Genomic DNA, 23,310 nt, shown 5'->3' with positions numbered 1-23,310 from the left:
GTCTTCCCGCTATCGCCAGACCTAGACTCAGACCTTTTACGGACTTCCATGTCATTTCGCAAAGAACCTCCTTATACCCACGGCACACCGGCCGGCACCGCGATCGTACTGGTCAATCTCGGCACGCCTGATGCGCCGACTACGCGCGCGGTACGCCGCTACCTGAAGCAGTTCTTGTCGGATCCGCGCGTGGTGGAGATTCCGAAGGCGGTCTGGTGGTTCATCCTGAACGGGATCATCCTGCCGTTTCGTTCCAGCAAATCGGCCGAAAAATACGCCTCAATCTGGTCCGAGGAAGGTTCGCCGCTCAAGGTCAATACCGAGCGCCAGGCGACGCTGTTGCGCGCGCGCATGCAAGAGCGCGGCCATCGGGTGCAGGTGACATATGCCATGCGTTACGGGAAGCCGGCCTTGCCCGACGTGCTGGACAGCCTCAAGGCGCAGGGCTGCGATCGCATCCTGATTCTGCCGGCGTATCCGCAATATTCCGGCACCACGACGGCGTCGATTTTCGACGCCGTGTTCAGCCATTTTTCCAGGGTACGCAACGTTCCCGAACTGCGCCTGATCAAGCATTATCATGACCACGACGCCTACATCCAGGCGCTCAAGGCGTCTGTGCTGGCGCATTGGGATGCCAACGGCCAGCCGGATAAATTGGTGATGAGTTTTCACGGTGTGCCCAAGCGTACGCTGCTGCTGGGCGATCCCTACCATTGCGAATGCCATAAGACGGCGCGTTTGTTGGCGAAGGCGCTGGGTTTGAGCGAGTCCGAATATGTGGTGACCTTCCAGTCGCGATTCGGCAAGGCCGAGTGGCTGCAGCCCTACACGGCGCCGACGCTGCAGGAGCTGGCGCGCCAGGGCGTGCAGCGCGTGGACGTCATGTGTCCTGGTTTTACCAGCGATTGCCTGGAAACCCTGGAAGAAATCGCGATGGAAGCCAAGGCCGAGTTCCTGCATGCCGGCGGCAAGGAGTTTCACTTCATTCCGTGCCTGAACGGCGATGCCGCCTGGGTGCAGGGCATGATGGAAATCGCCGAGTTGCACATGGTCGGTTGGCCCACCATGGCAGGCGCCGCGCTGCGTGAAGAAGAAAAGAAGCAGGCGGAAATCTCCGCCGAACAAGCCCGCCGTCTGGGCGCGCCTCAATAGACTAAAGTGGGTGTAAGCGAGCGGCAGCCTGTTAAAATAGCGGGCTGCGCGGTTATTGTGCTACGGAAACTCGAACTTCTTGTGAGGTTGTTGCCAAGACAAGGCGGGGCTTGAAATGCGGCTGCGCGCCAGCAGATTCAGTACAGCGCGACTAACTGCGAATAGCTGATCCAGGCGGCTGCCAGCAAGGTGTAGGCAATGATGGTGGCGGAGATAAGCGGCAATTTCATGACGTCTCCTTGAAGGTGGGGCAGGAAAAAAGAGGGATGCCTGCATCATAAATGTTGCATCGCGATTCGCTATTTCAAGTGTAGTAAATTCTGTAACAAGACGTTAGTGGCGGCTTAGAACGTTTAGTTGGATGCATAGTCTTTTTTGCTTCAATTGAACAATTTGGGCCGCTCGCGCCGTGATGCCCGCTAATAACCCTTGAAAAATAAGGGGTAAAGCCTCATGTGCATTGCCATGCGTGGGGCGGTCTGCCCGATCAGGCGCTAAAAATTCAATACGCTTTACCAGTTGGAGATTGTTAAATATGCAAGATACGGAAAAACAAGCGGAAAACGAACAGGTGCAGACGGCGCAAGCCGGCCAGGACGCCCAGGCCGATGCGGCAGCAACTGCAGCTGAGCCGACAGTGGAAGAGCAGCTCATCGCCGCCGAGGCGAAGATTGCCGAGATGCAGGACGCTTTCCTGCGCGCCAAGGCTGAAGCCGAGAATATCCGTCGCCGTGCGCAAGACGATATCAGCCGTGCTCACAAATTTGCGATCGAAGGTTTTGCCGAGTCGCTGCTGGCGGTCAAGGACAGCCTGGAAATGGCGCTGAAGATTGAAACGCCATCCGTGGAATCGCTCAAGGAAGGCGTCGACATGACATTGAAACAACTGTCGTCGGCGTTTGAAAAGAACAAGCTGCTGGAAATCAATCCGCAAGCCGGCGAAAAGCTGGATCCGATGAAGCATCAGGCGATTTCAGCCGTGCCGGCAGAGCAGGAAGCCAATACCGTCGTGGCGGTGTTGCAAAAGGGCTATACGATTTCCGAACGCTTGCTGCGTCCGGCGCTGGTGACTGTGGCGCAAGGCAAGTAAGGGTAAGTAGGGAAAGTAAGCCGCAAGGGAGCTGCGAGCGAGTTAAAAATCAGCAGCCCCGGCAGCGACGAAACGAAAAAAGAGAACAAACGGCACAAAATTTGCTTTTAAGTGACATTCCGCGCTTGAAAGCGACAGTTTTCTCCACATATTAAAACTATCAAAACTATTGTTGTTCCCTATTCGGGAACTTAAGGATCGAAGGAAAAATCATGGGCAAAATCATTGGTATTGACTTGGGTACAACCAACTCGTGCGTCTCCGTCATGGAAGGCGGCCAGCCGAAAGTCATCGAAAACTCCGAAGGCGCGCGTACCACGCCTTCCATCATCGCGTATCAGGAAGACGGCGAAGTACTGGTTGGCGCACCTGCCAAACGCCAGGCTGTCACCAATCCGAAGAACACCATCTACGCAGCGAAGCGTCTGATCGGCCGTAAGTTCGACGAAAAGGAAGTGCAAAAAGACATTTCGCTGATGCCTTACCAGATCGTCAAAGCCGACAACGGCGACGCCTGGATCGGTGTGCGCGACAACAAGCTGGCGCCGCCGCAAATCTCCGCAGAAGTGCTGCGCAAGATGAAGAAAACCGCTGAAGACTATCTCGGCGAAGAAGTGACCGAAGCGGTCATCACCGTTCCTGCGTACTTCAACGACTCGCAGCGTCAGGCAACCAAGGACGCCGGCCGTATCGCTGGTCTGGAAGTCAAGCGCATCATCAACGAGCCGACTGCGGCTGCGCTGGCGTTCGGCCTGGACAAGACTGAAAAGGGCGACCGCAAGATCGCGGTGTATGACCTGGGCGGCGGTACGTTTGACGTCTCCATCATTGAAATCGCCGACGTCGACGGCGAGAAGCAATTTGAAGTGCTGTCCACCAACGGCGATACTTTCCTCGGCGGCGAAGACTTCGACCAGCGCATCATCGATTACATCATCGAAGAGTTCAAGAAGATCAACGGTCTGGACTTGTCGAAAGACGCGATCGCTTTGCAACGCATCAAGGCTTCGGCCGAGCGCGCCAAGATCGAACTGTCGTCGTCGCAACAAACCGAAATCAATGAGCCGTACATCGCCATGGCCAATGGCGCGCCAGTTCACCTGAACCTGAAGATCACCCGCGCCAAGCTGGAATCTCTGGTGGAAGAACTGATCGCCAAGACCATCGAGCCATGCCGCACAGCGATCAAGGACGCAGGCGTCAAGGTCACCGACATCGACGACATCATTCTGGTCGGCGGTATGACCCGTATGCCGAAGGTGCAAGAGAAGGTGAAAGAATTCTTCGGCAAAGAACCACGCAAGGACGTCAACCCTGACGAAGCAGTCGCCGTCGGCGCTGCGATTCAAGGTTCGGTCCTGTCGGGCGAGCGCAAGGACTTGCTGCTGCTGGACGTCACACCACTGTCGCTGGGTATCGAAACCATGGGCGGCGTGATGACCAAGATGATCAAGAAGAACACGACCATCCCGACCAAGTTCAGCCAGGTGTTCTCGACTGCCGACGACAACCAGCCTGCCGTGACCATCAAGGTCTACCAGGGTGAGCGCGAAATGGCGGCCGGCAACAAGGGTCTTGGCGAATTCAATCTGGAAGGTATTCCTCCTTCGCCACGCGGCACACCGCAAATCGAAGTCACCTTTGACATCGACGCCAACGGTATTTTGCACGTCGGCGCCAAGGACAAGGCCACCGGCAAGGAAAACAAGATCACCATCAAGGCCAACTCCGGTCTGAGCGAAGATGAGATCGAAAAGATGGTGCGCGACGCCGAAGCCAACGCTGAAGAAGACAAGCGTCTGAAGGAACTGGCTGAAGCCCGCAATCAGGGCGATGCGCTGGTTCACTCCACACGCAAGGCGCTGACCGAATACGGCGACAAGCTGGATGCAGGCGAGAAGGAATCCATCGAAGCCGCCGTCAAGGAACTGGAAGAAGTATTGAAGGCGAACGACAAGGCCGCCATCGACGCCAAGACTGCAGCACTGTCCGTGGCAGCGCAAAAGCTGGGCGAGAAGATGTACGCTGACCAGCAGGCACAACAGGCTGCGGCCGGTGGTGCAGCCGGCGCGGCAGGTGCGGGTGCTGCCGGTGCAGGCGAATCGCGTCCGAAGGACGACGACGTGGTCGACGCCGACTTCAAGGAAGTGAAGTAATTTCGATTGCCGGCGGTAGCGTTCTCGATTCTGAGCGCGCTTCTCCGCCGGCAAGCGAAGCAGTCATTCAGGAACACGTCGGCCGGCTTTAGCGGGCGACACGCCGAGCAAGATGGTCGCGAGATCGTCTCTCGGCTTTTTCACATTGTTGGTTTCTTGTTGGTGTTGACCGCCCACAGGAAAAATCCAATAACAAGGTGTTATAAAACATGGCAAAACGTGACTTTTACGAAATTCTAGGTCTGGCGAAAAACGCCACCGACGACGAAATCAAGAAGGCTTATCGCAAACTGGCGATGAAGTACCATCCTGACCGCAATCCTGACAGCAAGGGCGCGGAAGACAAGTTCAAGGAGGTCAAGGAAGCCTATGAGATGTTGTCGGATCCGCAAAAGCGCGATGCCTACGATCGTTACGGTCATGCCGGCGTCGACCCCAATATGGGTGGCGGCGGCGGTGGTGCGGGCGCCGGCGGCTTTGCCGATGCCTTCGGCGATATTTTTGGCGACATCTTCGGCGGTGGCGGCGGTGGCCGCGGCCGCAGCTCGGGACCGCAGGTGTATCGCGGCGCCGACTTGCGCTACAACCTGGAAATTACGCTCGAACAGGCAGCCCACGGTTTCGACACCACGATCCGCGTACCGTCTTGGGATGAGTGCGATACCTGCCACGGCTCCGGCGCCAAGCCAGGTACTTCGCCGACTACTTGCGGCACTTGCGGCGGCCACGGCCAGGTACGCATGCAGCAAGGTTTCTTCAGCATTCAGCAGACTTGCCCGAAGTGCCACGGCAGCGGCAAGGTCATTCCTGAGCCATGCCCGACCTGTGCCGGTGCAGGCCGTCTGAAACGCAACAAGACGCTGGAAGTGAAGATCCCGGAAGGCATCGACGACGGCATGCGCATCCGCTCGTCCGGCAACGGCGAACCCGGTATGAACGGCGGTCCTCCAGGCGACCTGTATGTGGAAATCCACATCAAGCAGCATGAAGTATTCCAGCGCGACGGCGACGACCTGCATTGCGAAATGCCGATTTCCTTCGCCAAGGCGGCATTGGGCGGCGAGATCGAAGCGCCGACCTTGAGCGGCAAGGCATCCTTTACGATCCCTGAAGGCACGCAATCGGGCAAGACCTTCCGCTTGCGCGGCAAAGGCATCAAGGGCGTGCGTTCGGGCTATGCCGGCGATCTGTTCTGCCACGTCGTGGTGGAGACGCCGGTCAAGCTGACTGAGCGCCAGAAAGACCTGTTGCGCGAATTTGAAAAACTGACCATCGAAGGCGGCGCCAAGCATAGTCCGCAGACCAAGACCTGGAAAGACAAGGTCAAGGAATTCTTCGAGTAAGCCCCGATGAAACCTGCAGCTTGGCGATAAGTCGAAAAGCTGCAGGTTTTTTGCATGTATTTTTCTATACAATGCAGTCGCGGCAGTCGGTGTTGTATTCTGATTGCCTGGCATTTCCCGAAAGACATCTTTTGCACGCGCCGGGCTGATTCATGTCGATTGACTCAGCCGATCCGGCCGGCAGGCTGAAGCAGCGTCCGCCGCGATCGCGTTTGCACCGTCTTTCGTTCATTCACCACCACGCATGCCGTCATGTCGCATCGCCTCATTCATGCGCTGTAGACTGAAAGCGTGACACTCGATCTTGCCGACTATGACCAAACCAAGCCAACAAGACCAGGTTCAGGAACTCCTACTCCAGGGCAACCGCCGCTGGGCATCCGAAATTACGGCGCGGGACCCTGACTTCTTCATGAAGCTGGGCTCGCAGCGCTCGCCGGAATATTTCTGGATCGGCTGCTCCGACAATCGCGTTCCCGCCAACGATCTGCTTGGTTTGTTGCCGGGCGAACTGTTCGTCCACCGCAACATTGCCAACGTGGTCGTGCATACCGACCTCAACTGCCTGTCGGTGCTGCAATTTGCCGTCGACGTGCTGAAGGTCAAGCACATCATTATCTGCGGCCACTACGGCTGCGCCGGTGTGCAGGCTGCGTTGACCAAGCGCCGCGTGGGTCTGGCCGACAACTGGCTGCAACACGTACAGGACGTGCACGAGAAACACGTCGGCTGCTTCCACGACCACATGTCCGAAGGCGACCAGCATGACCGCCTGTGCGAACTGAACGTGCTGGAACAAGTCGCCAATATCTGCCGCACCACCATCGTCACCGACGCCTGGGAACGCGGTCAGGAACTGAGCATCCACGCGCTGGTGTACGGCGTGCATGACGGCCTGCTGGAAGCGCTGTCGCCGACCATCAGCAATGCTGACGAATGCAGCCGTCATCTGGCGCTGAGCCTGGAGCGCTATCGCGACATCAGCGGTAACTGATCGGCGGATTAATCGCCGGGTCCGTCGCAGGCAAGCAATTGCGCTGCAAATAAAAAAGCCTGCATGAAGTCCATGCAGGCTTTTTCTTATCCTCTTCTTTGCTGCGGATGAAGCAGCAGGACGGAATGCCGCAACTCAGAAGCAATGTTCCAACGCCGGAAAACTCTGATCGCGCACAGCTGCCACATAAGCACGCACGGCGTCTTCCACGCTGGCCGCGCCGTCCATGAAGTTCTTCACGAACTTTGCCTTGTGGCCTGGAAACACGCCCAACATGTCATGCATCACCAGCACCTGGCCTGAGCAATCAACGCCGGCGCCGATGCCGATGGTGGGGATGTGCAATTGCGCCGTGACTTCCGCGCCCAGCGTTGCAGGAATCGCTTCCAGCACCAGCAGCGATGCGCCTGCGGCTTGCACCGCTTTGGCGTCGGCGTGTAGCAGTTCCGCACCTTTCAGCGTCTTGCCCTGCACCTTGTAACCGCCCATCTGATGCACCGATTGCGGCGTCAATCCGAGATGCGCACAAACCGGAATGCCGCGCTCGGTCAGCAAACGGATCGTATCGGCAAGCCAGGCGCCACCTTCCAGTTTGACCATGTGGGCACCGGCCTGCATCAGCTTGACCGCGTTGTCGAACGCAGCCACCGGCGTGGCGTAAGTGCCGAATGGCATGTCCGCCACGATCAGCATGGTCTGGTTGCCACGCGCCACGCTGGCGGTGTGGTAGGCGATGTCGGTGACCGTCACCGGCAGCGTCGACTGGTGACCCTGGCAGACCATTCCCAGCGAGTCGCCGATAAGGACGGTGTCGACGCCGCTGCGATCCATCAATGCCGCAAAGCTGGCGTCGTAGCAGGTCAGCATGCTGATCTTCTCGCCTTTGTCGCGCATCGCCTGCAGCGTGTGGACGGTGACGGGCTTCTTGCGTGCAGCAGGTGCCGGAGCATCTTGCAGGTAGGCGGCCAAATTATTCTCCTCGGTTCAGAAACGCGCGCTTGCCGCGCATTTCAACGATGTGCGACAGCAGCTGCTGGAAATCTTCTTCCTGTTCGGCCATGTTCATGTGCTCGTTGTTGACGATCAGCAGCGGGGCGGCATCGTAGTTGTAAAAAAAGCGGCTGTAGCTGTCGCACAGGCGCTGCAGGTAGTCGGGCGAGATCGATGTTTCCATCGGAATGCCGCGCTTCTTGATGCGATCGACCAGTGTTTCCACCGGCGCCTGCAGATAGATTACGAGATCCGGCTGCACGGCATGCGGGCGCATGTGTTGATAGAGTTGTTCGTAGAGTTTCAGTTCTTCATCGGCCAGCGTCAGGCGTGCAAACAGCGGATCTTTTTCCAGCAGGAAGTCGCCGACGAAACGCGTGTTGAACAGATCGGACTGCGCCAGTTCCTGCAATTGCTGGATGCGCTGGAACAGGAAAAACATCTGCGTCTGCAAGGCATAGCGCGCGGCGTCGCGATAGAACTTCTCGAGAAAAGGATTTTCCTGTGGCTGCTCCAGCACAGCTTGTGCGCCAAGGTGTTCGGCCAGCTTGCGGGTCAGGGTCGTCTTGCCGACGCCGATCGGGCCTTCGACGACGATATATTTATAGGTGTCTAAATCCATGCATGGTCTTTACGGTTGGGGACTACAGCTGCAAAGAACGACAGCGAGCCCGCATTGTAGGAGATTGACGCAGATGTGTCAGTGCACTGCATCAATCTATCGCGCCGTCTTGCCTTCCTCAACTGCGGAAGATGAAATAGACCGCGCCCACCAGGCACAACGCCGCCCAGACGTAGTCCAGTTTGAACGGCTGGTTCATGTAAATCATTGCAAAGGGAACGAACACCGTCAGCGTGATGGCCTCCTGCATGATCTTCAGTTGCGCGAGGCTGAACTGGGTGTAGCCGATGCGGTTGGCGGGCACCTGCAACAGATACTCGAACAGGGCGATCGACCAGCTGATCAGCGCGGCGATCCACCAGGGCTTGGAGGCCAGGCTTTTGAGATGGCCATACCAGGCCACGGTCATAAAAATATTGGACAGAGCCAGCAGGCCGACAGTCTGAAAGGCGACAGGGATTTGCATAGGTCGTTGTAAAAGGAAGTGAATATTTCTTGATGGAAAAATTTACTTTGATAAATCAAGCTGAATTCTGCCTCTATTCTTTCGACAGACCAAGAGACCTGCCCCCCAGAATAAAGCCATAAGTAAAAATGGCTGAAGTACGGGCTGATGAAGCCACAAGGTGAGGGCTGCGATTCGCACGATGTTGCCATGATGCAAGCCAGTATGAAGAATAAATAGCGGTGAATATATAAAAAAACCGCGAATTGTTGCCGTTAATGCATGTAAGTCCGTGCTGAGAAGGCCGGTTGTTGAGCTGTGAAAAATCAAACATTTTGATTGGGATATCGTGAAGTCGAAACACCACGCCGTGCTGTTGATCTGGGGGATCAATGCGCTTTTGCTGGCTTTGCTGGCGCCGAGATGGTGGCAAGGGCTGATCGCGGGCGCGCTCATCGCTGCGGCGGCCTGGACCCTGACCGCGAAGGACGCGTCGGCGGCATCCGCGATGATCGCGCCCGCGACCGATACAGCTGTATCACGCGCCGTGCCGTCGGAACTGGTGCAAGGCGTCGTGCCGGCCTGGCGCAACAACGTCCAGTTGGCCCGCTCGCAAACGCAGGAAGCCATTGACCGGCTGACCCAGCGCTTTGTCAGTATCCATCGCCGTCTTGGTGGTGCAGTCAGTCTCGCCGAAGGCGGAAAGAACGGCGACGTGCTGCAAGTCATTCAAAATGCGGCAACGCAACTGGGCGGTATCGCTGAAGCGCTGGAGCAAGTCTTGTCCACACGCGACGCCTTGCTCCGCAAGCTGGAAACTCTGGGGCAGCACAACGAAGATATCCGTCAACTGGCGCAAGAGGTCGAGCAGATCGCCGGACGCACCGGCGTCACCGATCTGTTTTCGGATGAACAAAGCTGGGCCGAACTGGCAGCGCGCTCTGCCGAGACCGGACGGCAAATCATCGGCAAGACAAAAAGCGTGCAGCAGCAGATCCAGGCTGCGCTGGCCTCGGCCCATCAGCTCGACAGCGATTCCAACCGCATGATGGATGATTCGCGTATCGTCATCGACAGCGTCATCGCCGATTTTCGGCAGTCTGCGCTCAAGCTGAGCGGCACCGTCGGCCAGTTGGAAGAAGAAAACCGCGAAGTCGACCAGGAAGTGTGCGACATCCTTGTCAACCTGCAATTCCAGGATCGCATCAGCCAGATCCTCGATCACGTACAGCTCGATATGAACAAACTGGTAGGACTGGTGGAGCAGGCGCATCCATGGCCGGATCGCGCCACCTGGCTGGCCGATCTGGAAAAAACCTATACCACGCAAGAGCAGCGGCAGATACACGCAGGCCGTCAGGCCGACAAGTCAATGCAATCGCAAGTTGATTTCTTCTGAAGAGGGGACGTGCATGCAAGAACTGATGTCAATGATCGCAATCCGCAGCACAGGCGACTGCAATCGCAGCCGTAGGGCGGTATGTACTTTCTGTGGAGAATGCTGAAATGAGCTCGAAGACTATCCTGATCGTCGATGACTCATTCAGTCTGCGTCAGACCATCAGCATGGCGCTGCAAGCCGCCGGTTACGACGTGGTCGAAGCCATCGATGGACGCGACGCGCTCAACAAGCTCGACGGCCGTAAATACAACCTCGTTATCTCCGACGTCAACATGCCCAATCTCGACGGTCTGAGTTTCGTGCGCGAGCTGAAGCAAAATCCAAACTACAAGTTTACGCCGGTATTGATGCTGACCACGGAGAGCGCCGATTCGCGCAAGCAGGAAGGCAAGGCCATCGGCGTGCGCGCGTGGGTGCATAAACCTTTCTTGCCGCCGGTGCTGCTCGACGCAGTCGCCAAGCTGGTCTCGCCATAAGGATCACGACAATGGCCCTGACGCAAAGCACACGCGACGGACACTTGCGACTCCTGGTGAATGGCGGGTTTACCATTTTCCAGGCGGCCGAGTACAAGCCGCAACTGCTGCGCGTCATCGATGCTGCAGACGACGTGCTGGAGATCGATCTGAGCGGCGTCGATGAAATCGACACGACTGGCCTGCAATTGCTGTTGCTGATGAAGCGCGAGACGGCGCTGCAATACAAACAACTATTCTTCAACGGCATCAGCCCGGCGGTGCAAAACGTGATCGACATGCTGTATCTGCAGGATGCATTCGACATTCAACCATCCATACAGGGGCTCGCATGAAGAAAGATGCCGCCCGCGACGCACTGGTGCAGGAAGCTCGTGAACTGCTCGTTGCCATGGAAGCCGCCTTGCTCCAGATCGAGAGCGAAGGTCCCAGCAAGGACGCCATCAATGCGATCTTCCGTGCTGCACACACCATCAAGGGATCGGCCGGCCTGTTTGCTTTCGACAGCATAGTCAGCTTTACTCACGTGTTGGAAAACGTGCTCGACAAGGTGCGCAACGGCATCCTGAAACTGGACGACGCCATGATGTCGCTGCTGCTCAATTGCGGCGACTACATGGGCAGTCTGGTCGATGCGATCGAACAATCGAAAGAGGACGAGGAGCCGGATCTGGCGCGCCGGACCGAGCTTGAAGATACACTCAACGCACATCTGAAGCGGATCGCCGTAGCGGAAGACGCCAACGGCGACGGCGCCCCTGTCATCGATGCCACCGGCCTGACCGAAACCGTGGCGGCAGTGACAGCCGCGGCGACCGCGTTGGCCGAGATCGCCCAGCATGCCGGTGAAGACCCACACAGCGGCGAGCGGGCTGTCGCCAATCCGCATTGGCATCTGTCGTTGCGCTTTAGCCAGGACGTGCTGCGCGACGGTCTGGACCCTTTGTCTTTCCTGCGCTATTTGTTGACCCTGGGGCGCAGCGTCTACGCTCACACCATCGAACACACCATGCCGACGGCCGATGAAATGGATCCGGAAGTCTGCTATATCGGATTTGAAATCGGCTTCGACAGCAACGCCGATCGCCATGCGATCGAAAGCGTATTCGAGTTTGTGCGCGAAGACAGCGACATCAACGTCTTTGCGCCGCACTGTTCGTTGGCGGAATACCGGCAATGGCTGGCGCGCGTGTCCGACCGCGATCACATGATGCGGCTGTTGCTGCAATCGGGAGCGCTCACCGATGCCGAGTGCGAGTCGCTGAATAGCGAGCCTGGCCCGAGCGTGCATGCACGGCCCGGCGAGGCGACCGCTTCCGCCATCAAAACTGGTGCATTTGAGCTGGCGCCACATGCGATTGCAGTTGGTTCCGCGCCGCGTCAGAGACCGGGCGATGATAAAAAGGGCCAGGAACAGAAGTTCATCAAGATCGAAGTTTCCAAACTCGATCAGCTGATTGATCTGGTCGGCGAGCTGGTGATCGCCGGCGCGGGCGCCAGTCTGGTCGCCAAGCGCAAGAAGGATCAGCGCTTTGAAGAAGCGACGCAACTCATCTCGGGGTTGGTGGAGCAGATCCGCGACGCGGCATTGACCTTGCGCATGGTGCAGATCAACGAAGTGTTTCAGCGCTTTCCGCGCGTGGTGCGCGACATCTCGCGTGAGATGGGCAAGGAAATCGAGCTGATCGTCACCGGCGCCGATACCGAACTTGACAAATCAATGGTCGAAAAAATCTCCGACCCGTTGATGCACATCGTACGCAACGCCATGGACCATGGCATCGAAGGGGCCGATATCCGGCGCGCCATGGGCAAGCCCGAAGCAGGTGTGCTGCGCCTGAATGCGACGCACGAATCGGGCAGTGTGGTCATCGAAGTGTTCGATGATGGCCGCGGCCTGGACAAGGACAGGATTCTGCGCAAGGCGACGCAGCAGGGCTTGATTGCTGCTGATGCGAATTTGTCGGAGAAGGACATCTTCCGATTGATCTTCGAACCGGGATTCTCTACTGCTGAACAGGTGACGGCCTTGTCAGGGCGCGGCGTCGGCATGGATGTGGTCAAGCGGAACATCGACTCCCTGCACGGTGAGGTCGATATTTTCAGCAACCCCGGCCAGGGCACGATGGTGCGTATCCGCCTGCCGCTGACGCTGGCCATCATTGCCGGTTTTCAGGTCGTGGTGGGCGGAGCTGTGTTTGTCATCCCGCTCGACCTGGTGGTGGAGTGCATCAACCTGTCGGCGCATCAGGTGCACGAGAACATCGTGACCCTGCGCGGTGAACCGTTGCCGTTCATTCCGTTGCGTGAATTGTTTGATCTTCCTTATCGGGAGTCGCCGCGCAAGAGTCTGGTGATTGTCCAGTACGGGCAGATGCGTGCGGGTCTGCTGGTCGACAATCTGCTCGGCGAATGCCAGGCCGTGATCAAGCCGCTGGGCAAACTGTTCAGCAAGGTGAAGGGGTTGAGCGGTTCGACGATTCTGGGCGACGGACGTGTGGCGCTGATTCTGGATGTGCCGCATCTGATCGCGCATACCGGACAGATGGAGCAGGCGAATATCCGACGATCGGAGAGCAATGCCGAACACGGTGAACGCATGCAATGAAGGCCAAGAACGCAACGAACACAACGAATACAACAACAGGCATGACGGCAGGGAAATCCTCCAGGCCGGCCGATAAGAAAGACAGTATGGGAAACAAAGGAGTTGTCATGCAGAACAAATTGACGCAACGAATGAGCATCCGACAGCTTTTTATCTGGCTGGTGATCGTACTGGCGGTGCTGATGGGGTCGATCGTCAGCGTGACGCGCGCGCTCAAGGACGCCAACTCCAATCTGGACCGGGCGCACGAGTCGCGTTATTACTCGTTCGTGCTGGCCAATGAAATGCGGCGCAGTTCGGAAGACCTGACCAAGTTCGGGCGTGCCTATGTCACCACCGGCGATCCCAACGACGAAGAGCGTTACTACATCGTCCTCGATATCCGCAACGGCAAGCGTCCGCGTCCCAAGAATTATGAGCGCTTCAATCTCGATCTGGTCACTGCCAAACAAGTCAACGGCATGCCTTCCGATCCGGCCGTCCCGCTGATCGACCTGATGAAGCAGGCCGGCTTCACTGCGCAGGAGCTGGCAAAAATGCAGGAAGCCAAAACCAATTCCGATGCCTTGAACAAGATTGAAATCACGGCGTTCAATGCCGTGAAAGGGCAGTTCGATGACGGCGCCGGCAACTTCACCGTGACGGGCGCACCAAATCAGGCGATGGCGCAGGAACTGATGTTTGACCAGAACTACCGCAGCATGGTCGGTCGAGTGATGCTGCCGATCAATGACTTCCTGCGCATGGTCGATCAACGTACGGAAAAACGCGTGAGCGTGGCGCAGATGCGCTATTCGGAGCTGGAGATGGTTATCTTCTCCTTGCTCGGCGCCTCGATGCTGCTGCTGCTGGTCTGCCTGTTCTTTACTTATCGCGTGATCCGCTCGCAGCTGGGCGGCGAGCCGAAGGATGCCATGATGGTGTTGCGCAAAGTGGCTGAAGGCGACCTGACCGTCAAAGTGCCTGTGTCGGCTAAAGATACCGGCAGCGTCTTGCACAGCACGCAGCAGATGGTGGCCAAGTGGACTGCGGTGATCGGCGACGTCAGCGGTACGGCAAGCTCGTTGGCATCGGCCTCCGAACAAATATCGGCGTCGTCGCAAGCGCTGAGCAAGAATGCCTCGCAGCAGGCATCCAACGTGGAAGAGACCAGCGCATCGGTGGAGGAAATCACCGCCACCATCGCGCAGAACGCCGAGAATGCGCGCGTCACCGACAGCATCGCCAGCAAATCCGCCAATTCGGCGGCCGAAGGCGGCGAGGTGGTGCGCGAAACCGTGCAGGCCATGAAGCAGATCGCCGGCAAGATCGGCATCATCGACGACATCGCCTATCAGACCAACCTGCTGGCGTTGAATGCCGCGATTGAAGCGGCGCGCGCCGGTGAACACGGTAAGGGTTTCGCCGTGGTTGCGGCCGAAGTGCGTAAGCTGGCAGAGCGCTCTCAGACGGCGGCGCAGGAAATCATCGCCGTCGCCGAGAATAGCGTGATGCTGGCGGAAAAGGCCGGTGGTTTGCTGGATCAGATGGTGCCGTCGATTCGCCGGACCGCCGACCTGGTGCAGGAAATTTCCGCCGCTTCGCGTGAACAGTCAGCCGGACTGGAACAGATCAACAACGCGGTGCATCAGATGGCGCAGACCACGCAAATGACCGCGTCGGCATCAGAAGAATTATCGTCAACCTCCGAAGAAATGAGTGCGCAGGCCATGCAATTGCAGGATCTGATCCTGTTCTTCCAGGTCGGCGAGGAAAAACGTGCGCCGGTAAAACATGCCGGCAAGGCCAGCAAGGTGGTCAATGAACCGCCGGCGATCAGCACCAAGTTCGTCAAGCCCAGCCGCATTTCCATGCTGGACGGCGGTGACGATCCGGTAGATGAATCCTCGTTCAAGCGCTTTTGATTCGATGCTGCAAGGAGCATGACGCGAAGGAGGAATGGAAATGAAGTTGTCCAATAAGCTTGCTGTCAGTTTTGTCTTTGCCGCACTGCTGACCACCGCTGTGGGAGCAGACGGCATCGTCAATCTGTTTCGCGTCAACGGCATGTTGCAAGAGATCTATACCGCGAATCTTCTTACCATCGTCAACCTGAGCCAGGCCAGCAGGATTACCTTCGATATCGGCAATTCCGTACAGGCAATGGAAAAAACGGATCAGCACATCGAGCGAAAACGCATTGCCGATGCCTTGCAATTCAAACTTGAAGACCTGAAGCATGCGTATGCCAATTACAAGTCGACCACGATACTGAGCGAGCAGGAAAAGGCACAGCAGGGCCAGGCCGATCAATTGCTGGTGGCCTACATCAAGAAAGTCGAATTGCGACGCGACTATCTGCTGCGCGATGACGACAGCAAGGGGGATCCGGAGGCGATCAGGAAAGACCTGGGGAATCTGCACCTGCAGCTGGAGGCCCTGATCGACGAGAACGTGCGTCAGGCTACCCTCAATAAACAGCGGGCCGGCGATCTGGAACGGAAAAATCTGGAGCAAAGCGTCCTTGTCATTGCACTGGCCTTGCTGACGGCACTGCTGCTAGGTTTGTACACGCGGCGCATATTTATCCGTCAGATCGGCGGCGATCCGAGAGAGGTGATGCGCATCCTGCACAAAATCGCCAACGGCGACCTCGCGGTTCGATTTAATGCCGATAATGCGCACAAAGGCAGTGTCCTGCACGGCGCCCGGAAAATGTCGGACCGGTTGACGGAAGTGCTGGGCGACGTCAATACGGCAAGCGTCACGCTGGCTTCTGCTGCCGGGCAGCTAACGGCAGCGGCCGAGCAATTGAGCAAGAATTCTTCGCAACAGGCTGCCGACTCGGAAGAGGCAAGCAGCGCCATCGGCCAGATCGCCAACACGGTCGGCGTCAACACTGCCAACGCCAACCGTACCAACGAAATCGCCAGAGAGTCTGCACGCACCGCCGCCGAAGGCAGGGAGGCCGTGCGCGAAACACTCGATGCGATGCGCGAAATTGCAGCCAAGATCAGTGTCATCGACGATATTGCATATCAGACCAATCTGCTGGCGCTGAATGCTGCCATCGAAGCTGCTCGTGCCGGCGAGAACGGCAAAGGTTTCGCCGTGGTCGCCAATGAAGTGCGCAAGCTGGCCGAGCGCTCGCAAGTCGCCGCGCAGGAGATCGTGGAAGTCTCTGAGCGCAGCGTTGACCTCGCAGAAAAAGCAGGCAAGCTGCTGGAGAGCATGTTGCCGTCGATTCAGCAGACTGCAGATCTGGTCGACGGCATCTCGCTGTCGGCACGCGATCAGAATTCCAACCTGGTGCAGATTCACAGCGCGATCGGCCAGATTACCCAGGCAATACAGTTGAATGCCGTGGCCTCGGAAGAGTTGTCCGCGACCTCGGAAGAAATGAGCGATCAGGCCAATCAGCTGCGAGACATGATGCGTTATTTTTCGTTGCAGGAAGCCGGGGGCGACGCAGCCCAAGACAGGCCGGCGCAGACCCTGATTGAAGAGAAGTATTTTCCCCGTGTTGCAGACGCGACCGGCGGTGGTATAAAAGAATCGGTGTTGACAGATGTTTGAGGAGTCCGCGTATGCCCAGTTTATCGCTGAACGGTGAATCGTCGTTCGCCAAATCTCAGCAGCAGGAAGTGGTGCAGAGTCGCCAGTTCCTGACATTCATGCTGGGTGAAGAAATGTTCGCCATGCCCATCGGTGATATCCGTGAAATCATCGAATTTTGTGCCCTGACGGAAGTGCCGTTGATGCCCAACTTTCTGCGCGGCGTGATCAACCTGCGTGGTGCGGTGGTGCCGGTCATCGATCTGTCGGTGCGTTTTGGCCGTGCGCCGACGCCGGTTGCCAAGCGCACCTGCATCGTCATCATGGAAGTCACGCAAGAGGAGCAGACCATGTTGCTCGGCGTGATGGTCGATGCCGTGCGTGCCGTGCTGACGGTGGAGAACGACAAGGTCGAGCCGCCGCTGACTTTCGGCGCGAGATTGCGTGCTGATTTTGTCGAGGGCATGATCAATATCAAAGATCGCTTTATCGTTGTGCTGGATGTCAGCGCGGTATTGTCGGTCGATGAGTTGTCGAGTCTGATGGGAATGGCGGCGGCGGAAGAACTCAATGCGCAATCAGGTAGCTGAGGCTATGATGAAAGCGTTACTGGTTGAACGTGCCCGGTGGAAATGCCGGATGCAAATACAGCAGGTCAATCGTGGGAGCCGGTAGATGAATTCCAGCATCGAGTCGATGGCACTGGATGTCAGTGATCAGGAAATGCTGTTGTACCAACAGCTTTTCAAGCACTACATCGGCTTGTATCTGCCATTCTCGAAGAAGGCATTGCTGTGCAGCCGCCTGTCGCGCCGGCTGGGCGAATTGGGGCTTGCCGATCTGCGTGAATACTACGCGCTGATTTCCGCACCGCAAGAGGAGGAAGAACGGCAACGCGCCATCGACCTGATCACGACCAACGAAACGTATTTCTTCCGCGAGCAGAAGCACTTCGATGCCTTGCGTAACGATATCCTGCCGGAAATGTCTTCGCGGCAGGAACTCAAAATCTGGAGCGCCGCCAGTTCCACCGGCGAAGAAGCCTATTCCATCGCGATGCTGCTCGACGATTGCCGCGGTGCTCATCCCTGGAGCATTTTCGCATCCGACATCAGCCTGCGTGTGCTGAGCTTTGCGCGGCGCGCTCTGTATCCGATGGTGCGCGGCGAGCATATTCCGAAACAGTACTTGTCGCGCTATTGTCTTTGCGGCACCGGCGAGTACGACGGACATTTTCTGATTGATCAGCGCATACGCAAACGCGTCGCTTTCGATCAGCGCAATTTGCTGAACCTGCCGTCGGATATGGATGGAAAATTCGACATCGTGTTCTTGCGCAACGTCATTATCTATTTCGATTTCCCGACCAAGGTCGATGTGATTCAGGCTGTGATTCGCAAGATTCGACCGGGCGGCTGGCTGATCGTCGGGCACTCGGAATCGCTGCACGGAATGCCGCTCGACCTGCAGATGCATGCGCCTTCGGTTTACCGGAGACCGCTATGACTGAGCGTGTTTTCGTCAATCTCGGGGAAGTGTATTTCGGTCAGGGCGACGTGCAGGTAGAGACCTTGCTGGGTTCGTGCGTCGCTATCACGTTCTGGCATCCGGCTCGGCACCTGGGCGGCTTGTGTCATTTCCTTTTGCCGGCACGGCGCTTGCATCGCGACGAGCAGGACCATGCGGAACCTGATGGCCGCTATGGCGACGAAGCGTTGGTGCGGCTGCTCGGCGAAGTGCGCAAGCACGATACCAAAGTTGCCGACTACCGCGTCAAGGTCTTTGGCGGCGGCAACGTTCTGGGATTGCCGGCATCGAAGGCGCGCATAGGGCAGGCGAACGTCGATTTCGCACTGGAGGCGCTGCAACGCCAGCATATACCGATCACCGCGCAGGACATTGCCGGTGACGGCTATCGCTACCTGCGTTTCGATTTGAACAATGGCGATGTCTGGGTGCGGCGCGGACATGGCGTCATCCATGACATGGAAAAAGCCCCTGTGCTGCAGTCCGGTGCAGTAGCGCCGGAACAAACCGGCAACATCTTGCTCGACAGGGGGCACTGATGACGATCAAAGTCATGATAGTCGATGATTCGTCGGTGGTTCGTCAGGTGATTCAGGACCTGATCGAGCCCTGTCCTGACATCTCCGTGATTTCCACGGCGCCGGATCCGATTTTCGCCATGGCGAAGATGCGCGCCAACTGGCCCGACGTCATCATCCTGGATATTGAAATGCCGCGCATGGACGGCATCACGTTCCTGCGCCAGATCATGGCCATCCGGCCGACGCCGGTGGTGATCTGCTCGTCGCTGGCCGAGCGCAGCGCCACGGTCACCGTGGAGGCGCTGGCGGCCGGTGCGGTGGGCATTATCACCAAGCCGTCGCTGGGTATTCGCGATTTTTTGCAGGACAGTTCGGAAGACTTGATCGCCGCCATCCGCGCGGCATCGCACGCACGCTTGCGGCGTACGCACGCAGGCGGCGCAGGCACGAATGCAGCAGCAGGAACAAACGGCTTCCACACCGGCAGCGAGATGGAGAAATTGTTGCGTGCAGACACACCGCTCGCCCCCAAGCTGGACAGCGGCCGGTTGACGGCGGACGCTATTCTCGAACCGCCTGGTTTTCTGGATGGATTGATTCCTGTTACGCCGAAGATTGTGGCGATCGGCGCTTCAACCGGCGGCCCGCAGGCGTTGGAGAAGGTACTCAGCGCAGTCGGCGAGGACAGTCCGGGGATTGTAATCGTGCAGCATATGCCGGAAAAATTCACGCAAAGCTTTGCCAAGCGCCTCGATTCGATCTCCGGCATCCAGGTCAAGGAAGCAGAGCATCATGACCTGGTGTTGCCCGGACGTGCATTAGTTGCACCCGGCGGCTCGCACATGATGGTCAGGCGCGATGGTGTGCAGTACTATGTAGAAGTGGTTGGCGGCCCGCTGGTCAGCCGCCACAAGCCATCGGTGGATGTCCTGTTTCGTTCCGTGGCCAAGGCTGCCGGCAAGAATGCCGTCGGCATCATCATGACGGGCATGGGCGACGACGGTGCACGCGGCATGAAAGAAATGCAGGAATGCGGCGCGGTGACCTATGCGCAGGATGAAAACAGCTGTGTCGTCTTTGGCATGCCTAAGGAAGCGTTGTTGCTCGGTGGCGTGGGCGATGTCGTCTCCCTTGAATACATCTCTTCCGTGATTGACAAATATGGTTACTAAATTGACGCCCTTCCCAATAGAAACCTTGTTAATTGTCGATGACAGCCCGCTGCAGCGTTTGCACACGGTTGGTCTGATGCGCGACCTTGGTGTCGAGATGATTTACGAGGCCGGCGACGGTCATGAAGCGCTCGAGCTGCTGGCCTTGCTGCGCTTGCCGCCGAGCCTGGTGATCGTGGATCTGGAAATGCCGGGAATGGACGGCGTCGAGTTCATCCAGCAGTTGCAGGTGCGGAAACTGAATTTTCCCCTGATCGTCGCTTCCAGCCGTGAACGATCCTTGCTGGCGTCGGTGGAGACCATGGTGGAAGCACTCGGCATGCACGTGCTGGGCGCGTTGCAAAAGCCCTTGAATCAGGAAAAAATTCTGGGTGCACTGAATTCATCCCGCAGCAATCTCTCCCTGCCGCAAAAAGATCCGAACCTGCCGGTCATTACTGAAGCGGAGCTGGGCGCCGCCATTCGCAATCGCGAAGTGATTGCCTACTATCAGCCGAAGGTCGATATCCGCACCGGCATGCTCAAGGGCGTGGAGGCGCTGGCGCGCTGGATTCATCCGCAAGCCGGGATGATTCCGCCGAATCACTTTATTCCGCTGGCCGAGAGTTCCGGTCTGATCCACGAGTTGACCTTGTCGATGCTGGAGCAGGCGATGGCGCAGGCGGCACTATGGAATGAGCGCGGCCTGTCGCTCAAGGTTGCCGTCAATTTGTCGCCCTTGTCGCTGGATATTCCCAGCTTCGTGCAGAAGGTGTCCGACCTGCTGACGCAGCATGCCTTGCTGGCGGAGCAGATTGTGCTGGAGATCACCGAGAGTTCAGTCGTGGCGAATCTGGGCAGCGCGCTTGGCACGCTGGCGCGTTTCCGCCTGAAGGGATTCGGTTTGTCGATTGATGACTACGGCACCGGCTTTTCATCGATGCAGCAGCTGGCGCGTATTCCTTTCACCGAACTGAAGATCGATCGCTCGTTTGTGCATGGCGCCCATGCGCGCCAGAATCTGCGCGTGATCCTGCAGTCTGCGCTCGACATGGCCAAGCGCCTGGAGCTGGTGACGGTAGCTGAGGGGATCGAAACGATTGAAGACTGGCGCTTGCTGCAGGACTCCGGCTGCACGCTGGGGCAGGGCTATCTGATTGCCAAACCGATGTTGCCCAGCGAGCTGCCGATCTGGCTCAAGGGACATCACCGTCGTCTGGCAGAATTGCGGCCACCGCAGGATACGGCAACTGGTACGGAAGGATCCGAGCCGGAGAATTAATCCGCGTCCGGAGATGAGAAAAATCCTCAGGCATTTCTACCGTGTCTACTGTGCGTCGAATCAGTTGCCGATCAGTTGAATCGGCTGGTTTGCCACGTCTGCACGAAAATCCTGCGCTGCACCGGCACCTGGAATGATGACCCCGGCATCAATAGCCAGCAAGGGAATCAACACGAAGGCGCGTTGCGTCATGCGCGGATGTGGCACCGTCAATACGTCGTCGGTGATGATCAGATCGCCGTAGAGCAGGATATCCAGATCCAGCGTGCGCGGCGCATTGCGATAGGGACGTTCGCGTCCGTGCGCCTGTTCGATTTCTTGCAATGCTTTCAGCAAATCGTGGGGTGCCAGGGATGTGGCGAGTCGGGCCACGGCGTTGACATAGTCGTCGCCGCCGGCGTCCACCGGGGCAGTGCGATACAGCGGGGAATGTGCTGAGAGCGTGGTGTGCGGCAAGTGCGCCAGCCGGCGCAACGCGTCTTCCACCGTGGCGCGGGCGTCGCCCAGATTGCCGCCGATGCCGATGTAGGCGATCGTCGGCGCCGCCGAAGACTCTGCCTGGATCATGCCTCGTCGTCGTTCGACGGGGCCGACGATCTGTCTGCGCCGCCGCTCTTGCTGCGATTGCGGCCGCCGCGGCGTTTACGCTTCTTGGCCGGGCCGGCATTGGCGCTCGGGCCGGAACCGGTTCCTGTGCCAACACTGCCGCCACCGCCACCCGATGTTGCCGGTTTGCGCGACAGCAGGACTTCACGTTCCGGCGCATCGCCATCGATGAATGCCGTCCACCAGTCGCCCAGCTCTGCATCGATCTCGCCGGAGGCGCAGCGCAGCAGCAGGAAGTCGTAGCCGGCGCGCAGGCGCAGGTGTTCCAGCAGCTTGTACGGCGCCTTGCCGGTACGGCGTTCGAAGCGTGGCTGCATGGCCCAGATGTCGCGCATGTCGGATGCAATCTTGCGTTGCAGTGCGAGTTTTTCGGTCTGCGTGTTGAGCACGTCGTCAGCCGCCAGATGCAACGCCGGGATCGGATACTCGCCCGCCGCCTGATAGGCACGCCATTTTTCCAGCACCTGATGCCACAGCAGGGATGCAAACAGGAAGCCCGGCGAGACCGGTTTGCCTTGTTTGATGCGGGCGTCGGTGTTGGCCAGCGCCAGGGTGACGAATTTTTCGCCGAGCGGTTGTTCCAGTACGACGTCGAGCAGCGGCAGCAAGCCGTGATGAAGGCCTTGTTTGCGCAATTGCTGCAGGCACGCGAGGGCATGGCCGCTCATGAGCAGCTTGAGCATTTCATCGAACACGCGCGCCGCCGGCACGTTGTTGATCAACGGCGCCATGATCGCGATCGGTGCGCCGGTGGCGGCGTCGATGGAGAACTTGAGCTTGGCGGCAAAGCGCACCACACGCAGCATGCGCACCGGATCTTCGCGGTAGCGTTCTTCCGGCACGCCGATGATGCGCAGCGTCTTGGCGCGGATATCGGCGATGCCGCCGTGATAATCCAGCACGCTTTGCGAGGCGGGATCGTAGTACATCGCATTGATGGTGAAGTCGCGTCGAACCGCGTCTTCATGCTGCTCGCCGAAGGTATTGTCGCGCAGCACGCGGCCGTGTTCATCCTTGGGCGCCATGTCGGCAGACGCGCCGCGGAAGGTGGTGACCTCGATCAGCTCCTGGCCGAACATCACGTGCACGATCTGGAAGCGGCGGCCGATGATGAAGGCGCGGCGGAATAATTGCTTGACCTGTTCCGGCGTGGCGTTGGTGGCGACGTCGAAGTCCTTGGGTTTGACCGACAGCAGCAGATCGCGCACGGCGCCGCCGACGATGAAGGCCTTGAAGCCGGCGTCCTGCAGCGTCTGCGTCACGCGAATGGCGTTGGGCGACACCAGTTGCAGGTCGATGCCATGCTGCTTCTGACTCAGGATGGTCGGTTCGGTGGCGGAGGCTGCGTCCTTCTTGTTCTTGCCGAGGATCGAGCGGATGAACTTTTTAATCATTGCGTTTCAGTTTG

21 protein-coding genes are annotated in these 23,310 nt (G+C 58.1%); 16 read left to right on the top strand and 5 right to left on the bottom strand.

What is annotated here, in order from left to right:
* The first annotated feature begins 48 nt into the window (after positions 1 to 48).
* From hemH to can, 5 genes are all read left to right on the top strand, one after another.
* The gene (gene hemH, locus AC1RN6_RS14295) at positions 49 to 1,155 is read left to right on the top strand and encodes a ferrochelatase (RefSeq protein ID WP_493006104.1); all 1,107 of its coding nucleotides are present in this window, start codon (positions 49 to 51) and stop codon (positions 1,153 to 1,155) included.
* A 535-nt stretch (positions 1,156 to 1,690) separates the two neighbouring features.
* Positions 1,691 to 2,245 (top strand): nucleotide exchange factor GrpE, encoded by a 555-nt coding sequence (gene grpE / locus AC1RN6_RS14290; protein WP_493006103.1) that lies wholly within the window; start codon positions 1,691 to 1,693, stop codon positions 2,243 to 2,245.
* Positions 2,246 to 2,457: 212 nt separating this feature from the next.
* Complete coding sequence (gene dnaK, locus AC1RN6_RS14285; RefSeq protein ID WP_493006102.1) at positions 2,458 to 4,401, top strand: molecular chaperone DnaK; 1,944 nt, start codon at positions 2,458 to 2,460, stop codon at positions 4,399 to 4,401.
* A 209-nt stretch (positions 4,402 to 4,610) separates the two neighbouring features.
* A complete protein-coding gene (gene dnaJ, locus AC1RN6_RS14280) occupies positions 4,611 to 5,744 on the top strand; it encodes a molecular chaperone DnaJ (RefSeq protein ID WP_493006101.1) in 1,134 nt (377 codons plus the stop codon).
* Between the two features lie 313 nt (positions 5,745 to 6,057).
* On the top strand, positions 6,058 to 6,738 hold the full coding sequence (gene can / locus AC1RN6_RS14275; RefSeq protein ID WP_493006100.1) for a carbonate dehydratase: 681 nt from the start codon (positions 6,058 to 6,060) through the stop codon (positions 6,736 to 6,738).
* A 135-nt stretch (positions 6,739 to 6,873) separates the two neighbouring features.
* Here the strand turns inward: can and panB are convergent, their stop codons facing one another.
* The 3 genes from panB to AC1RN6_RS14260 all read right to left on the bottom strand — a co-directional run bounded on the left by panB (position 6,874) and on the right by AC1RN6_RS14260 (position 8,816).
* A complete protein-coding gene (gene panB, locus AC1RN6_RS14270; RefSeq protein WP_493006099.1) occupies positions 6,874 to 7,707 on the bottom strand; it encodes a 3-methyl-2-oxobutanoate hydroxymethyltransferase in 834 nt (277 codons plus the stop codon).
* A gap of 1 nt (position 7,708) precedes the next feature.
* On the bottom strand, positions 7,709 to 8,350 hold the full coding sequence (locus tag AC1RN6_RS14265) for a deoxynucleoside kinase (RefSeq protein WP_493006098.1): 642 nt from the start codon (positions 8,348 to 8,350) through the stop codon (positions 7,709 to 7,711).
* Positions 8,351 to 8,468: 118 nt separating this feature from the next.
* Positions 8,469 to 8,816, bottom strand: coding sequence for a DMT family protein (locus tag AC1RN6_RS14260; protein ID WP_007881054.1), 348 nt, complete (start codon positions 8,814 to 8,816; stop codon positions 8,469 to 8,471).
* A gap of 328 nt (positions 8,817 to 9,144) precedes the next feature.
* On the opposite strand from AC1RN6_RS14260, the gene AC1RN6_RS14255 reads away from it, so the two are divergent.
* From AC1RN6_RS14255 to AC1RN6_RS14205, 11 genes are all read left to right on the top strand, one after another.
* Positions 9,145 to 10,194 carry a chemotaxis protein gene (locus tag AC1RN6_RS14255; RefSeq protein ID WP_493006097.1) on the top strand — a complete coding sequence of 350 codons (1,050 nt, stop codon included), beginning with the start codon at positions 9,145 to 9,147 and terminating at the stop codon, positions 10,192 to 10,194.
* 107 nt (positions 10,195 to 10,301) lie between these two features.
* A complete protein-coding gene (locus tag AC1RN6_RS14250) occupies positions 10,302 to 10,673 on the top strand; it encodes a response regulator (protein WP_493006096.1) in 372 nt (123 codons plus the stop codon).
* Positions 10,674 to 10,684: 11 nt separating this feature from the next.
* Positions 10,685 to 11,008: an STAS domain-containing protein gene (locus tag AC1RN6_RS14245; protein ID WP_493006095.1), complete on the top strand. Its 324-nt coding sequence runs from the start codon at positions 10,685 to 10,687 to the stop codon at positions 11,006 to 11,008.
* Positions 11,005 to 13,281 carry a chemotaxis protein CheA gene (locus AC1RN6_RS14240; RefSeq protein WP_493006094.1) on the top strand — a complete coding sequence of 759 codons (2,277 nt, stop codon included), beginning with the start codon at positions 11,005 to 11,007 and terminating at the stop codon, positions 13,279 to 13,281. Before AC1RN6_RS14245 ends, AC1RN6_RS14240 begins: the two co-directional genes overlap by 4 nt.
* Before the next feature lie 107 nt (positions 13,282 to 13,388).
* Positions 13,389 to 15,185 (top strand): methyl-accepting chemotaxis protein, encoded by a 1,797-nt coding sequence (locus tag AC1RN6_RS14235; RefSeq protein ID WP_493006093.1) that lies wholly within the window; start codon positions 13,389 to 13,391, stop codon positions 15,183 to 15,185.
* 40 nt (positions 15,186 to 15,225) lie between these two features.
* Positions 15,226 to 16,836, top strand: coding sequence for a methyl-accepting chemotaxis protein (locus AC1RN6_RS14230; RefSeq protein ID WP_493006092.1), 1,611 nt, complete (start codon positions 15,226 to 15,228; stop codon positions 16,834 to 16,836).
* Positions 16,837 to 16,847: 11 nt separating this feature from the next.
* Positions 16,848 to 17,405 (top strand): chemotaxis protein CheW, encoded by a 558-nt coding sequence (locus AC1RN6_RS14225; protein ID WP_493006091.1) that lies wholly within the window; start codon positions 16,848 to 16,850, stop codon positions 17,403 to 17,405.
* An 85-nt stretch (positions 17,406 to 17,490) separates the two neighbouring features.
* Positions 17,491 to 18,321 carry a CheR family methyltransferase gene (locus AC1RN6_RS14220; RefSeq protein ID WP_493006090.1) on the top strand — a complete coding sequence of 277 codons (831 nt, stop codon included), beginning with the start codon at positions 17,491 to 17,493 and terminating at the stop codon, positions 18,319 to 18,321.
* A complete protein-coding gene (locus AC1RN6_RS14215; protein ID WP_493006089.1) occupies positions 18,318 to 18,881 on the top strand; it encodes a chemotaxis protein CheD in 564 nt (187 codons plus the stop codon). Before AC1RN6_RS14220 ends, AC1RN6_RS14215 begins: the two co-directional genes overlap by 4 nt.
* On the top strand, positions 18,881 to 20,035 hold the full coding sequence (locus AC1RN6_RS14210; protein ID WP_493006088.1) for a protein-glutamate methylesterase/protein-glutamine glutaminase: 1,155 nt from the start codon (positions 18,881 to 18,883) through the stop codon (positions 20,033 to 20,035). Before AC1RN6_RS14215 ends, AC1RN6_RS14210 begins: the two co-directional genes overlap by 1 nt.
* On the top strand, positions 20,025 to 21,296 hold the full coding sequence (locus AC1RN6_RS14205; RefSeq protein ID WP_493006087.1) for an EAL domain-containing response regulator: 1,272 nt from the start codon (positions 20,025 to 20,027) through the stop codon (positions 21,294 to 21,296). The genes AC1RN6_RS14210 and AC1RN6_RS14205 overlap by 11 nt, the downstream gene beginning before the upstream one ends.
* A gap of 60 nt (positions 21,297 to 21,356) precedes the next feature.
* On the opposite strand, the gene folK is transcribed toward AC1RN6_RS14205, so the two are convergent.
* On the bottom strand, positions 21,357 to 21,863 hold the full coding sequence (gene folK / locus AC1RN6_RS14200; protein WP_493006086.1) for a 2-amino-4-hydroxy-6-hydroxymethyldihydropteridine diphosphokinase: 507 nt from the start codon (positions 21,861 to 21,863) through the stop codon (positions 21,357 to 21,359).
* Positions 21,860 to 23,296, bottom strand: coding sequence for a polynucleotide adenylyltransferase PcnB (pcnB, locus tag AC1RN6_RS14195; RefSeq protein ID WP_493006085.1), 1,437 nt, complete (start codon positions 23,294 to 23,296; stop codon positions 21,860 to 21,862). The genes folK and pcnB overlap by 4 nt, the downstream gene beginning before the upstream one ends.
* Positions 23,297 to 23,310 lie beyond the last annotated feature (14 nt).

This window comes from Herbaspirillum sp. GW822-FHT03A08 (assembly GCF_058801885.1).
The sequence above is the reverse complement of the archived record's forward strand: the minus strand, read 5'-3'. Positions and strand labels throughout refer to the sequence as shown.

What these genes read in the sequence shown, in the direction of transcription:
- hemH (WP_493006104.1), top strand. Translation starts at nt 49, where the DNA reads ATGTCATTTCGCAAAGAACCTCCTTATACCCACGGCACACCGGCCGGC.
- grpE (WP_493006103.1), top strand. Translation starts at nt 1,691, where the DNA reads ATGCAAGATACGGAAAAACAAGCGGAAAACGAACAGGTGCAGACGGCG.
- dnaK (WP_493006102.1), top strand. Translation starts at nt 2,458, where the DNA reads ATGGGCAAAATCATTGGTATTGACTTGGGTACAACCAACTCGTGCGTC.
- dnaJ (WP_493006101.1), top strand. Translation starts at nt 4,611, where the DNA reads ATGGCAAAACGTGACTTTTACGAAATTCTAGGTCTGGCGAAAAACGCC.
- can (WP_493006100.1), top strand. Translation starts at nt 6,058, where the DNA reads ATGACCAAACCAAGCCAACAAGACCAGGTTCAGGAACTCCTACTCCAG.
- AC1RN6_RS14265 (WP_493006098.1), bottom strand. Translation starts at nt 8,350, where the DNA reads ATGGATTTAGACACCTATAAATATATCGTCGTCGAAGGCCCGATCGGC.
- AC1RN6_RS14260 (WP_007881054.1), bottom strand. Translation starts at nt 8,816, where the DNA reads ATGCAAATCCCTGTCGCCTTTCAGACTGTCGGCCTGCTGGCTCTGTCC.
- AC1RN6_RS14250 (WP_493006096.1), top strand. Translation starts at nt 10,302, where the DNA reads ATGAGCTCGAAGACTATCCTGATCGTCGATGACTCATTCAGTCTGCGT.
- AC1RN6_RS14245 (WP_493006095.1), top strand. Translation starts at nt 10,685, where the DNA reads ATGGCCCTGACGCAAAGCACACGCGACGGACACTTGCGACTCCTGGTG.
- AC1RN6_RS14240 (WP_493006094.1), top strand. Translation starts at nt 11,005, where the DNA reads ATGAAGAAAGATGCCGCCCGCGACGCACTGGTGCAGGAAGCTCGTGAA.
- AC1RN6_RS14235 (WP_493006093.1), top strand. Translation starts at nt 13,389, where the DNA reads ATGCAGAACAAATTGACGCAACGAATGAGCATCCGACAGCTTTTTATC.
- AC1RN6_RS14230 (WP_493006092.1), top strand. Translation starts at nt 15,226, where the DNA reads ATGAAGTTGTCCAATAAGCTTGCTGTCAGTTTTGTCTTTGCCGCACTG.
- AC1RN6_RS14225 (WP_493006091.1), top strand. Translation starts at nt 16,848, where the DNA reads ATGCCCAGTTTATCGCTGAACGGTGAATCGTCGTTCGCCAAATCTCAG.
- AC1RN6_RS14220 (WP_493006090.1), top strand. Translation starts at nt 17,491, where the DNA reads ATGAATTCCAGCATCGAGTCGATGGCACTGGATGTCAGTGATCAGGAA.
- AC1RN6_RS14215 (WP_493006089.1), top strand. Translation starts at nt 18,318, where the DNA reads ATGACTGAGCGTGTTTTCGTCAATCTCGGGGAAGTGTATTTCGGTCAG.
- AC1RN6_RS14210 (WP_493006088.1), top strand. Translation starts at nt 18,881, where the DNA reads ATGACGATCAAAGTCATGATAGTCGATGATTCGTCGGTGGTTCGTCAG.
- AC1RN6_RS14205 (WP_493006087.1), top strand. Translation starts at nt 20,025, where the DNA reads ATGGTTACTAAATTGACGCCCTTCCCAATAGAAACCTTGTTAATTGTC.
- folK (WP_493006086.1), bottom strand. Translation starts at nt 21,863, where the DNA reads ATGATCCAGGCAGAGTCTTCGGCGGCGCCGACGATCGCCTACATCGGC.
- pcnB (WP_493006085.1), bottom strand. Translation starts at nt 23,296, where the DNA reads ATGATTAAAAAGTTCATCCGCTCGATCCTCGGCAAGAACAAGAAGGAC.